The organism is uncultured Roseobacter sp. (genome assembly GCF_947496515.1).
Lineage (GTDB): Bacteria > Pseudomonadota > Alphaproteobacteria > Rhodobacterales > Rhodobacteraceae > Roseobacter.
In genome coordinates, this window is record NZ_CANMDB010000003.1 from 142,549 (window position 1) to 154,750 (window position 12,202).

The following is a 12,202-nucleotide window of genomic DNA, read 5'->3' on the forward strand; positions in this document are numbered from 1 at the left end:
ATCATTCGGGCTGAGATAGAGGGTTTTCGGCGAGCGTCAATCGGGTAGCCGGGTTTCCGGAACTGCCAGCGCCTCCGCCAGCCGCTGCTTGGCCGAACCGGGGCGCAGCGGTTGCTGCTGGCTGGCGTCGGGCGCCCAGCCGGTCAGAAACACCATCTCGTAGGTGGCGCGGACCCGGCCTTCTGGCGTGGTGTGCAAAGCCGCATACTCCTGGGCGGTTTTCTGAAAAAGCTGCCGTGGTACCGGGTGGCGCCGCCGGGCGGTCAGCGCATTGCCCTCTCCCATGGCGCGCAAGTCCTGCATCAGATGCCAGGCGTCGCGGTAGTCAACGCGCAGGGTGAGACTATCCGCCACGGGCAGTGCGAGGCCCGCCCGTTGCAAAAGCGCGCCCAGATCGCGGATCTCGGCCATGGGGGCGATGCGCGGCGACAGCCCACCCAGCACTGCAACTTCTGCCGCGGCCAGGGCCACGCGCAGCTCCTGCAGGGTTTGCCCGCCGAGGCAGGCCGCGATCAGCAGGCCGTCCGGTTTCAGCGCACGGCGACACTGGATCAGCTGCCCCACCGGATCATTGGACCAATGCAGCCCCATGGCGTGGATCACCAGATCATGGGCGCCTTCGGCCAGCGCCAGTGTTTCCTGATCCTGACAGAGCTCAGCATCGGGTAGCCGCTTTGCCCAGACGGACGGAAAGGGGGTCACGACGGCGGGCCGCGTAAACGACCTGTTAACCATGGAGAGGCGATCCTGCACTTCGTCCGCTGCCTGCTCTTGCAGAAAGAGAGCCGTGGCACGGGCGCGATTGCGGCGCACGGCCGCCTCATCTGTCAGCGTGTTGGGGACTGTCATGAAAGGAAGAATAGGGTGGCGGATCTGAGTTTTCAAACGGCGGTCTCATTGATTTACCCGCCGCGTTGTCTGGGCTGCGGCGGCAAGGTCGAAAGTGATTTTGGGCTATGCGGTCCCTGCTGGGGTGAGACGCTGTTCATCGGTGGGGCGATCTGCGACTGCTGCGGCACGCCGCTGCCGGGTCAGGATCAGGGCGACGTGCTGAGCTGTGATGACTGCATGCGCACACCGCGACCCTGGACCAAGGGGCGCTCCGCTCTGATCTACAAGGACAACGCGCGCCGTCTGGTGCTGGCGCTGAAACACGGTGACCGGCAGGAGATCGCCAAACCGGCCGCCAAGTGGATGGCCCAGGCGATGAAGGATTTGCCGCGTGAGAACATGCTCGTCGCCCCGGTTCCCTTGCATTGGACCCGCATGGTCAAGCGGCGGTACAACCAGTCCGCGCTGCTGGCGCAGGCACTCGCGCGCGAATTCAGCCTGCCCGTCTGTCCGGATCTTCTGCAGCGTCAGCGACGCACGCCGTCGATGGAGGGTATGACCAAGGAGGTGCGTTTTTCCTCCGTCAAAGGGGCGATTTCGGTACATCCGCGTCGCAGACACCGGCTTGTGGCGCGGCCCGTGCTGTTGGTGGACGATGTTCTGACCTCGGGTGCCACGCTGGCGGCGGCAGCAGATGCCTGTCTGGCGGCGGGATCGGGTCCGATCTACGTCGTGACACTGGCGCGCGTCGCCCGGGATGCTTAACTAGCGGGTGAGACATGCGTGACATGAGGACCCGATACGATGAAGACTGTCGAAATCTACACATCACCGCTCTGTGGGTTTTGCCACGCGGCAAAGCGCCTGCTGGACCAGAAAGGCGTCGATTTTTCCGAGGTGGACGTGATGGCCAACCCGGACCGCAAGCCGGAAATGATCTCCCGCGCGAACGGGGGGCGGACGGTCCCGCAGATCTTTGTGGGCGACATGCACGTGGGCGGCTGCGATGATCTCTACGCGCTGGAGCGGGCAGGCAAGCTCGACGCATTGCTGGCGGCGTAATGAAAACGGCGCTGCTGCAGCTGAATGTTTCCGATGATCCCGGCCAGAACCTGCCCGTCACCCGTGCCTATCTGCGCGAGGCGGTGGAGGCGGGTGCGCGGTTTGTCCTGACGCCCGAGGTCACGAACTGCATCTCCACCAGCCGGTCGCATCAGAACACCGTGCTGCAGCGGGAAGACGAGGATCAGACGCTGGCTGCTCTGCGGGCGGATGCGGCAGAGTTCGGCATCTGGCTGGTGATCGGCTCTCTGGGTCTCAAGACCGGCGATGCCGATGGCCGTTTTGCCAACCGATGCTTTGTGATCGACCCGCAGGGCGAGATAATCGCGCGGTACGACAAGATCCATATGTTTGACGTTGATGTGACGCCCGAGGAGACCTGGCGCGAATCAGAAGGCTACCGCCCCGGCGGTGAGGCGGTCGTGGCGCAGACGGAGTTTGGCACGCTGGGTCTTTCCATCTGCTATGATCTGCGGTTTCCAAAGCTGCACGCTGCTTTGGCTGGCGCAGGCGCACAGATCCTGACTGTCCCCGCCGCGTTTTCGCCGGTGACCGGGGCCGCGCATTGGCATACGTTGCTGCGCGCCCGCGCGATCGAGACAGGGTGCTTTGTTCTCGCTCCGGCGCAAACGGGCACCCACGCCAGCGTCCGCAACAAGACACGGTCCACCTACGGTCATTCGCTTGTCATCGCGCCCTGGGGCGAGATCCAAATGGACGCAGGCACAGCCCCGGGCGTTTACATGACGGACCTCGATATGGGACAGGTAGAGGCAGCACGCGCCCGCGTGCCCAGCCTGCAGAATGCGCGATCCTTCGATGGACCCAAATGAGCGACGATAGAAATGCCTTGGCAATTGCCCTTTTCAGCGAGGTGCTCGCCGCCGATCAGATGGTGCGCGCGCGGCTGACCCGGGTGTTGCCCAAGGGCATGGAGATCTCGCATTTCTCGGTCTTGAACCATCTGGCGCGGGTCTCGGACGAGCGCACGCCCGCACAGCTCGCAGAGACCTTTCATGTGACCCGAGGTGCGATGACCAACACGCTCAGCCGGCTGGAATGGGCTGGCTACGTGCACATCCGGCCCGACTGGGACGACGCGCGGCGCAAGATGGTGGCGATCAGCCCCGCAGGGCGGCAGGCCCGCGATCATGCGGTCGGCTCGTTGACGCCGCTGATCAATCAGGTGGTGGAAAAGCTGGGTGAAACCCAGGTGCGTGAGGCCCTGCCGATCTTGCGGGAAATGCGCCGCCAGCTTGGCGAGGATGCCTGAGCCATCGTGCAGGTGACGGATGCTGGCTGCGGAGCCGCCGGCGCAGGGTTTTTCGAAAAACCCTGTCTCGCGATCCGCTGACTGTCGCCCGGCGTGCCTGACTGAGTTTAGGTGATTGCCACCTTTCGCCACTGCATGGTTTTTCGAAAAACCATGCACCCCCATGACATCCGTCGCGCTGTTCGGTGCAGGAGCGACGCGTCAGCGTGGTCTCACACTCGCGGTCACGTAGTTCACGCTCAGATCGCGGTCCGATAGACTCCATGACCAGTCGAGCGGATTGAATACGAATCCCTTGCGATCCACAGGGTCGAGCCCCGCGCCGCGCAGCAGATCATAGAGCTCATCCGGTGTGATGAATTTTGACCATTCATGGGTGCCCTTGGGCAGCCAGCGCATCACGTGCTCCGCGCCGATGATCGCCATCACGTAGGACTTCGGGTTGCGGTTCAGGGTCGAGCAAATGTGCAGGCCGCCGGGTTTCAACAGATCATGACAGGCGCGCAGATAGTCGGGCGGTGATGCCACGTGTTCGACCACCTCCATGTTCAGCACCACGTCGAATTGCTCGCCCGCTGCTGCCATGTCTTCGGCGGTGGTGTGGCGATAGTCGATCTCCAGGCCCGATTGCTCGGCGTGCAGCTTGGCGACGGGTATGTTCCGCTCTGCCGCATCCGCACCGACCACATCCGCGCCCAGCCGTGCCATGGGCTCCGCCAGCAGACCGCCACCGCAGCCGATGTCGAGCAACCGCAACCCTTCGAACGGGGTCGGTGCCTTCAGATTCCGGTCGAATTCTGCCGCGATCTGGCTGGTGATATAGTCGAGCCTGCAGGGGTTGAGCATGTGCAGCGGTTTGAACTTGCCGTTTTCGTCCCACCACTCCGCTGCCATCGCCTCGAATTTCGCGATCTCTGCGGGGTCGATGGTCGATTGTGCCGCTTGCATTCTCTTCTCCATGTGCTCATGTGCATTTTCGTATTATATAGGCGGGTAATGGACAAATACTCGGACCAAAAGCGCGCAGTGCAGTATCTGTACCCGCCGATCGACCCGTTCGATCAGCGCATGCTCGATGTGGGGCAGGGCCACAAGGTCTACGTGGAGCAATGCGGTAACCCCGAGGGCATTCCGGTCGTGGTGTTGCATGGCGGTCCGGGTGGCGGCTGCAGCCCGGCAATGCGGCGGTATTTCGATCCTGAGATCTACCGGGTGATCCTGTTTGATCAGCGTGGCTGTGGCCGGTCGCGGCCGCATGCGAGCGTGATCAACAACACGACATGGCATCTGGTGGACGACATCGAGCTCATTCGCCATGAGCTGGGCATCCCGCAGTGGATCGCATTCGGCGGCAGCTGGGGGGCGACGCTGGCGCTGATCTACTCGCAGGCGCATCCCGACCGGGTGAGCCATCTCGTGCTGCGCGGTGTCTTCCTGATGACACGGGACGAGCTTGCTTGGTTCTACGGTGGGGGCGCGGGCAAGTTCTGGCCCGAGGTCTGGGCACGGTTCGTGGGTCTGATCCCCGAGGACGAGCGCGGCGATCTGATTGCGGCCTATCACCGGCGGCTCTTCTCCGGTGACATGGCGTTGGAGACGCGCTACGCCCGCGCCTGGTCCGCTTGGGAAAATGCGCTCGCGTCGATCTATTCTTCCGGTTCGACAAGCGAAAGCCCCGGCGAATACGCGCGGGCCTTTGCCCGGCTGGAGAATCACTATTTCTCGAACAACGGCTTTCTGGAATTCGATGGCCAGATCCTCGCCCATGTGGGGCGGATCGCGCATATCCCCGGCGTGATTGTACAGGGACGCTATGACATGATCTGCCCGCCAGATGGCGCCTACGCGCTGTCGCAGCTGTGGGACAATTGCGAGCTGAAAATGGTGCGCAATGCGGGCCACGCCCTGTCAGAACCCGGCATCAGCGCGGAGCTGGTGCGGACGATGGACAGGATCGGCGGTAGATGAGCGGCGCGCGGTCGCAGATGGACCGGCGGGCGCTTTTTGCGTCGGGTGCTGCTGCGGCGCTGCTGGCCGCGACAGGGCTTTCGGCAGGTCCGGCACCGCAACGGGGCGGGCGTCTGCGCATGGCGCTCTCGGGTGCCGCGCGCGACGATACGTTCGACCCGCGCGCCGCACAGGGTCTCTTCATGCAGGTGGCGATGGCGGGGGCGGCCTTTGATACCCTCACCGAGATTGCCGCCGACGGGACCCTGCGCGGGGAACTGGCGACCGGTTGGCGGGGAAACCCGCAAGCGGATGTCTGGACCCTCGATCTGCGGCGTGACGTGCTCTTTCACAACGGCAAAACACTGGTGGCTGAGGATGTTGCGGCCTCGCTGGCGCTGCACGGACAGGGGCTTCTGGCCGATGTCATACGGATCGAGACGCAGGGCACCGGGCAGTTGCGGATCACCCTGCGGCAGGGGGATGCGGACTTTCCCTACCGGCTCAGCACGCCTGCGCTGGTGATCCTGCCGGGCGACCGCTTGGAGGATGCCATCCGCGAGGGTACCGGCACCGGGCTTTACCGGACGGCGAAATTCCTGCCCGGTCGGCAGTTCATCGGGACACGGGTCGAGGACCACTACAAGGACGGCACCGCCGGGTGGTTTGACAGCGTGGAACTGGTCTCGGTGCCCGCTGATGCGGTGCGCGCGCAAGCGTTGAGAGAAGGGTTGGTCGATGCGGCGGATCTGGCGGAGCGCGCGTTGATTGGCACGACCCAGGACATCCGCCTGCTGCCGGACGTTCATGCGATGAGCGCGGCCATCCAGGCGGGCGTCGCCCTGCCCGCGGGGATCGGGACGCGCTGGCCGCTCGACAATCTGCGCGCTGCCGAGCGCTGGTGGATGGCGTCCGGCTGATCCGGGGTTGCACAGCCGCGCCGCTGTGCGTATATCAGCATCAATAGCGGCGCGTCGGGGTCCACACCCAACGCTCCACCGGAAAATCACACGGGCCGCGCGCCCGTTTTTTTGTGCCCGAAGGGTTCCATGACCAACGATCTGATCGCAAAAGCCGCCATCGACCGCCGCATGGCCGAGATCATCACCCCGGTGATCGAGGACATGGGGTTTGAGCTGGTGCGCGTGCGGCTGATGTCGGGCAAATCCACGACTCTGCAGATCATGGCCGACAAACCCGATGGCGGGATCGAGGTCGACGACTGCGCCGAGATCAGTCAGGCGGTGAGCGCCGTGCTGGATGTGGAGGACCCGATCCTTGATGAGTACACGCTGGAGGTCTCGAGCCCCGGGATTGACCGTCCGCTGACGCGGCTGAAGGATTTCGAGGCTTTTGAAGGTTACGAGGCCAAGATCGAGACGGGCGAGATGATCGACGGTCGCCGCCGCTTCAAGGGTGAGCTGGCGGGCGTCGAGGACGGCGAAGTACTGATTAATGTGGACGAAGGCACCATTGGCCTGAAGTTCGACTGGCTGTCGGATGCAAAGCTGGTGCTGACGGATGAGTTGATCAAGGAAATGCTGCGCCAGCGCAAAGCGTCGGGCGCCATTGACGAGACGAAATTTGACGAGATCGAGACCGAAGGGTCCGCGGAAGGAGACAACTAGATGGCAATTACGTCTGCGAACCAGCTTGAGCTGTTGCAAACCGCTGAGGCCGTGGCCCGCGAAAAGATGATCGACCCCGCGCTGGTGGTCGAGGCGATGGAAGAATCGCTCGCGCGTGCGGCCAAGTCCCGCTACGGCGCTGAAATGGACATCCGCGTCAGCATCGACCGCAAGACGGGCCGCGCGACCTTTACCCGTGTGCGTACCGTGGTCGAGGAAGAAGAGCTGGAGAATTACCAGGCCGAATTCACCGTCGAGCAGGCCAAGCAATACATGGAAAACCCGGAGGTCGGGCAGGAGTTCGTCGAAGAGGTTCCCCCGGTCGAGATGGGCCGCATCGCCGCGCAATCCGCCAAGCAGGTGATTCTCCAAAAGGTGCGCGAAGCCGAGCGTGATCGCCAGTTCGAGGAATTCAAGGACCGCGCGGGCACGATCATCAACGGTCTGGTCAAGCGCGAAGAGTATGGCAACGTCATCGTTGATGTGGGCGCGGGCGAGGCGATCCTGCGCCGCAATGAAAAGATCGGGCGTGAAAGCTACCGGCCCAATGATCGCATCCGCGTCTACATCAAGGACGTGCGGCGCGAACAGCGCGGCCCGCAGATCTTCCTGTCGCGCACGGCGCCGGAGTTCATGGCCGAGCTTTTCAAGATGGAAGTGCCCGAGATCTACGACGGCATCATCGAGATCAAGGCGGTCGCGCGCGACCCGGGTTCGCGCGCCAAGATCGCGGTGATTTCCTATGACAACTCCATCGACCCGGTGGGCGCTTGTGTCGGTATGCGCGGCTCCCGCGTGCAGGCCGTCGTAAATGAGCTGCAGGGCGAGAAGATCGACATCATTCCGTGGAACGAAGACCAGCCCACGTTCCTGGTGAACGCGCTGCAGCCTGCCGAAGTGTCCAAAGTGGTTCTGGACGAGGAAGCGGGCAAGATCGAGGTGGTGGTACCCGAGGAGCAGCTGAGCCTCGCCATCGGTCGTCGCGGTCAGAACGTGCGGCTGGCGTCGCAGCTGACCGGGCTCGACATCGACATCATGACCGAAGAGCAGGAGAGCCAGCGCCGTCAGGCCGAGTTCGAGCTGCGCACGAAACTCTTTGTCGACAATCTCGATCTGGATGAGTTCTTTGCGCAACTGCTTGTTTCCGAAGGTTTTACCAACCTCGAAGAAGTGGCATACGTCGAGCTGGACGAGTTGCTGGTGATCGACGGTGTGGACGAAGACACCGCAAAAGAGCTGCAGGCCCGCGCCCAAGACGTGCTCGAAGCGCAGAACAAGGCCGCTCTTGAAAACGCGCGAAGCATGGGTGTGGAGGACAGCCTTATTGAATTTGAGGGGCTGACCCCCCAAATGGTAGAGGCGCTAGCCAAGGACGACGTCAAAACCCTCGAAGATTTTGCGACCTGTGCGGATTGGGAACTGGCCGGCGGCTGGACGACCGTGGACGGCGAGCGCGTCAAGGACGATGGGGTGCTCGAACCCTTCGACATCTCGCTGGAAGAAGCTCAGGATCTGATCATGACCGCCCGCGTCCTGCTGGGCTGGGTCGATCCCGCCGATCTGGAGGCCGAGGCCGAAGAGACGGACGAGGATGCCGAAACGGAGGAAGCCGGGGTCTGATTTCAGGCCTCGGGGTCTCCTGATGGGTCGCGGTGGCGCTCCCAAAGACCGCGGTGACGGTCCTGACCGCAAGTGTATTGCCACGGGCGAGGTGCAGCCTAAATTTGGGCTTATCCGTTTTGTGGTCGGACCCGCGGGTCAGATCGTGCCGGATGTTCTGGGCAAGCTGCCCGGCCGTGGCATCTATGTGGCTGCGGACCGCGCCGCCCTTGAAATGGCCGTGAAGAAACGGCTCTTTGCGCGCGGTGCCAAACAGGCGGTGACGCTGCCCGATGATCTGGTTGCGGAGGTCGAACGACAGCTGGCCCGGCGTGTGGTCGATCTGATCTCGCTCCAGCGCAAGGCAGGCAAGGCCGTCGCGGGCTACGAAAAGGTGAAGAACTGGCTTCAGATGGAAGAAGCCGAAGTATTGATCCAGGCCGTCGACGGGTCGGGACGCGGCAAGTCGAAACTGAGTACGCCGCATTTCGGCCACTACATCGGCTGGCTGACGGCAGAGGAATTGGGTTTGGCATTCGGACGTCAAACTGTGATACATGGGGCGCTCGCCTCTGGTGGACTCACGCAACGTGTTGTAGAGGAAGCCAACCGACTAAAAGGCGTGCGCGAATTGATGGGTGGCAACGGCCATCCGAAAGGATAGACGAGCTTCATGAGCGATACTGACGGCAAGAAAACATTGGGTCTGCGCGGCGGCGCGCGTCCGGGCAACGTAAAGCAGAGCTTTAGCCACGGGCGGACCAAGAACGTCGTGGTTGAGACCAAGCGCAAGCGTGTCGTGGTGCCCAAGCCGGGTGCCGCCAAGTCCGGGTCTGGCGGGGCCGCTATCGGCGATCCGTCCAAACGGCCTGCGGGCATTTCTGATGCGGAGATGGAGCGTCGTCTGAAGGCGGTTCAGGCTGCCAAGGCGCGTGAAGTCGAAGAGGCTGCTGCCCGCGAGGCAGAAGAGAAGGCCCGCGCCGAAGATCGTGAACGCCGCCGTGCCGAGCAGGAAGAGAAAGAGCGCGCCGAGCGGGAGCGTGAGGAAAGCCTCAAGGCCAAGGCCGAAGAGGATCAACGCCGTAAGGATGAAGCCGAGGCAGCGGCCAAAGCGGCAGCCGCCCCCGCCGCCGAGCCTGTGGTGGCGCGTCCGACCAGTGCCAAGGCACCCGATGCTGCACCGCGCAAGCAAGAGCGCGAGCGCGACAACAACAAGCGCGGTGGCAAGGGCGGCGAGGACAATCGCCGCTCGGGCAAGCTGACGCTGAACCAGGCGCTGCGCGGCGGCGAAGGTGGACGCCAACGCTCCATGGCGGCGATGAAGCGCAAGCAGGAACGCGCGCGGCAAAAGGCCATGGGTGGCCCGGTCGAGCGTGAAAAGGTTGTGCGCGACGTCCAGGTGCCCGAGGCGATTGTCGTCTCGGAACTGGCCAACCGCATGTCCGAGAAGGTTGGCGAGGTCGTCAAGGCGTTGATGAACAACGGCATGATGGTCACCCAGAACCAGACCATTGATCAGGACACCGCGGAGCTGATCGTCGAAGAGTTTGGCCATAAGGTCGTCCGGGTCTCCGATGCGGACGTCGAGGACGTGATCAAGGAGATCGAAGACGACGCCAAGGATCTGCAGTCACGCCCACCGGTCATCACGATCATGGGTCACGTGGATCACGGCAAGACCTCTCTGCTGGACGCAATCCGCAATGCCAAGGTTGTGGCGGGCGAGGCCGGTGGTATCACCCAGCACATCGGTGCCTATCAGGTGAAGACCGAAAGCGGCCAGTTGTTGAGCTTCCTCGACACGCCGGGCCACGCGGCCTTTACCTCCATGCGCTCGCGTGGGGCACAGGTGACGGACATCGTCGTTCTGGTGGTTGCTGCGGATGACGCAGTGATGCCTCAGACCATCGAGGCGATCAACCACGCCAAGGCCGCGCAGGTCCCGATGATCGTGGCGATCAACAAGATCGACCGCCCGGCAGCGAACCCCGACAAGGTGCGGACGGATCTGCTGCAACATGAGGTCATCGTCGAGAAGATGTCCGGTGACGTGCAGGATGTCGAGGTTTCCGCGATCACGGGTCAGGGTCTGGACGAGCTGTTGGAAGCGATTGCGCTGCAAGCGGAGATCCTGGAGCTCAAGGCCAACCCTGATCGTGCGGCCATCGGCGCGGTGATCGAAGCGCAGCTTGACGTGGGTCGCGGGCCGGTCGCCACCGTCCTGGTTCAGAACGGAACGCTGCAGCAGGGCGATATCTTTGTCGTGGGCGAGCAGTACGGCAAGGTCCGCGCGCTGATCAACGACAAAGGCGACCGGGTCAAAAAGGCCGGGCCTTCTGTGCCGGTCGAGGTGTTGGGCCTCAACGGTACGCCCGAAGCAGGCGATGTGCTGAACGTGACAGATACCGAAGCGCAGGCGCGTGAAATTGCTGAGTACCGCGAAAATGCGGCCAAGGACAAACGTGCGGCTGCGGGTGCTGCCACAACGCTCGAACAGCTGATGGCCAACGCCAAGGCAGACGAGAATGTCAGCGAGCTGCCCATTCTGGTTAAAGCGGACGTGCAGGGCTCTGCCGAGGCTATCGTTCAGGCGATGGAGAAAATCGGCAACGACGAGGTGCGTGTGCGTGTTCTGCACTCCGGTGTGGGGGCCATCACGGAAACGGACGTGGGTCTGGCAGAAGCCAGCGGCGCGCCGATCATGGGTTTCAACGTTCGGGCCAATGCCTCGGCACGCAACACGGCCAACCAGAAGGGTGTGGAGATCCGCTACTACTCGGTGATCTACGACCTTGTGGACGACGTGAAAGCGGCGGCCTCTGGCCTGCTCAGCGCGGAGATCCGCGAGAACTTCATCGGGTACGCGACCATCAAGGAAGTCTTCAAGGTCACCGGTGTCGGCAAGGTTGCAGGCTGTCTGGTCACCGAAGGCGTTGCACGCCGCTCGGCCGGTGTGCGTCTGCTGCGCGACAACGTGGTGATCCACGAAGGAACGCTCAAAACGCTCAAGCGCTTCAAGGATGAAGTGGCGGAGGTTCAGTCCGGTCAGGAATGTGGTATGGCGTTCGAGAACTACGACGATATCCGCGCCGATGACGTGATCGAGATCTTCGAGCGCGAAGAGGTGACCCGGACGCTCAGCTAAGGCGTCATGCGAAGACCTAAGTCACGCAGTGCTGTCTGAAATCCTGGATTTCAACGCTCTGCGTGATGCGTAAGGTACTTCGTTAGACGCCACCAAGCGTTTTACTGTAAGGTTTTTCGGGCTTTGACATGGCGGGAACGGATGGAGCGCTGAGCGTGATCGCTCGGCGCAAGTATCTTCACTGAAGCCTTTGAGATTTTGCGCCAGTGTCTCCCGCCAAAAGCCGGGATGTCAGTATCGGTTGTTTACAGGAAAGCTGCGGCGCCTGTTGCAGCCGCTAAACGCCTGCCTTGAGTTTGCCAACAATACGCTGACTGTTTTGGTTCAAGTTGCAAATCGACGCGGAAAAGGGGACGGCAAAATGTCCATCCCCTCTTTCTTGGCTACAAGTGCGTTACTCAGGCCGCTTTAACGACGGGCGAACCTGCGTAGCTTGTATCATCCACCTTTACGACAATCCGTCCATCGGGCAACGCCCGAACGTATTGACCTTGAATGGAAATAGCACTCCCCAGAGTGATCGTTCGTAACATGCCTCTCTCCTCCCCAGGAATAAGACTAGTTTGAGCGTACCGTAATTATCTTAAATTACCATAAACAATTTCGACACATTCTGCTGCATTGGCGAATTTTTGCGTAGGCAGTCGCCTTAAAGGCGAGCAAGCGACTGCCCATAACCGCTTAAAATTTCAGCAGATGGCTTTGATGGAGATAGCA

General features: G+C 62.4%; 12 protein-coding genes. 10 read left to right on the forward strand and 2 right to left on the reverse strand.

Annotated elements, in window-relative coordinates; genetic code table 11:
• Window positions 1–36: 36 nt before the first annotated feature.
• A complete protein-coding gene (locus tag Q1A53_RS07815) occupies window positions 37–849 on the reverse strand; it encodes a methyltransferase domain-containing protein (protein ID WP_299964779.1) in 813 nt (270 codons plus the stop codon).
• Between the two features lie 15 nt (window positions 850–864).
• Here Q1A53_RS07815 and Q1A53_RS07820 point away from each other — a divergent pair, with 15 nt between their 5' ends.
• From Q1A53_RS07820 to Q1A53_RS07835, 4 genes are read left to right on the forward strand one after another with little or no spacing between them, the layout of a single operon-like run.
• Window positions 865–1,596 (forward strand): ComF family protein, encoded by a 732-nt coding sequence (locus tag Q1A53_RS07820; RefSeq protein WP_299964781.1) that lies wholly within the window; start codon window positions 865–867, stop codon window positions 1,594–1,596.
• 39 nt (window positions 1,597–1,635) lie between these two features.
• Window positions 1,636–1,893 carry a glutaredoxin 3 gene (gene grxC / locus Q1A53_RS07825; protein ID WP_299964783.1) on the forward strand — a complete coding sequence of 86 codons (258 nt, stop codon included), beginning with the start codon at window positions 1,636–1,638 and terminating at the stop codon, window positions 1,891–1,893.
• Window positions 1,893–2,726 carry a carbon-nitrogen hydrolase family protein gene (locus tag Q1A53_RS07830; RefSeq protein WP_299964785.1) on the forward strand — a complete coding sequence of 278 codons (834 nt, stop codon included), beginning with the start codon at window positions 1,893–1,895 and terminating at the stop codon, window positions 2,724–2,726. Before grxC ends, Q1A53_RS07830 begins: the two co-directional genes overlap by 1 nt.
• The gene (locus Q1A53_RS07835; RefSeq protein WP_299964788.1) at window positions 2,723–3,166 is read left to right on the forward strand and encodes a MarR family winged helix-turn-helix transcriptional regulator; all 444 of its coding nucleotides are present in this window, start codon (window positions 2,723–2,725) and stop codon (window positions 3,164–3,166) included. Before Q1A53_RS07830 ends, Q1A53_RS07835 begins: the two co-directional genes overlap by 4 nt.
• 201 nt (window positions 3,167–3,367) lie before the next feature.
• Here the strand turns inward: Q1A53_RS07835 and ubiG are convergent, their stop codons facing one another.
• Window positions 3,368–4,114, reverse strand: a complete 747-nt coding sequence (gene ubiG / locus Q1A53_RS07840; RefSeq protein ID WP_299964790.1) for a bifunctional 2-polyprenyl-6-hydroxyphenol methylase/3-demethylubiquinol 3-O-methyltransferase UbiG — start codon at window positions 4,112–4,114, stop codon at window positions 3,368–3,370.
• Window positions 4,115–4,162: 48 nt separating this feature from the next.
• Between ubiG and pip the strand changes: the two genes are divergently transcribed.
• The 6 genes from pip (at window position 4,163) to infB (ending at window position 11,485) form a co-directional block, all read left to right on the forward strand.
• Window positions 4,163–5,134: a prolyl aminopeptidase gene (pip, locus tag Q1A53_RS07845; RefSeq protein ID WP_299964792.1), complete on the forward strand. Its 972-nt coding sequence runs from the start codon at window positions 4,163–4,165 to the stop codon at window positions 5,132–5,134.
• A complete protein-coding gene (locus Q1A53_RS07850; RefSeq protein WP_299964794.1) occupies window positions 5,131–6,033 on the forward strand; it encodes an ABC transporter substrate-binding protein in 903 nt (300 codons plus the stop codon). Before pip ends, Q1A53_RS07850 begins: the two co-directional genes overlap by 4 nt.
• A gap of 129 nt (window positions 6,034–6,162) precedes the next feature.
• The gene (gene rimP, locus Q1A53_RS07855) at window positions 6,163–6,741 is read left to right on the forward strand and encodes a ribosome maturation factor RimP (RefSeq protein ID WP_299964796.1); all 579 of its coding nucleotides are present in this window, start codon (window positions 6,163–6,165) and stop codon (window positions 6,739–6,741) included.
• Window positions 6,742–8,361, forward strand: a complete 1,620-nt coding sequence (nusA, locus tag Q1A53_RS07860; protein ID WP_299964799.1) for a transcription termination factor NusA — start codon at window positions 6,742–6,744, stop codon at window positions 8,359–8,361.
• A gap of 22 nt (window positions 8,362–8,383) precedes the next feature.
• A complete protein-coding gene (locus Q1A53_RS07865; protein WP_299964800.1) occupies window positions 8,384–9,004 on the forward strand; it encodes an RNA-binding protein in 621 nt (206 codons plus the stop codon).
• 9 nt (window positions 9,005–9,013) lie between these two features.
• The gene (gene infB / locus Q1A53_RS07870) at window positions 9,014–11,485 is read left to right on the forward strand and encodes a translation initiation factor IF-2 (RefSeq protein WP_299964801.1); all 2,472 of its coding nucleotides are present in this window, start codon (window positions 9,014–9,016) and stop codon (window positions 11,483–11,485) included.
• Window positions 11,486–12,202 lie beyond the last annotated feature (717 nt).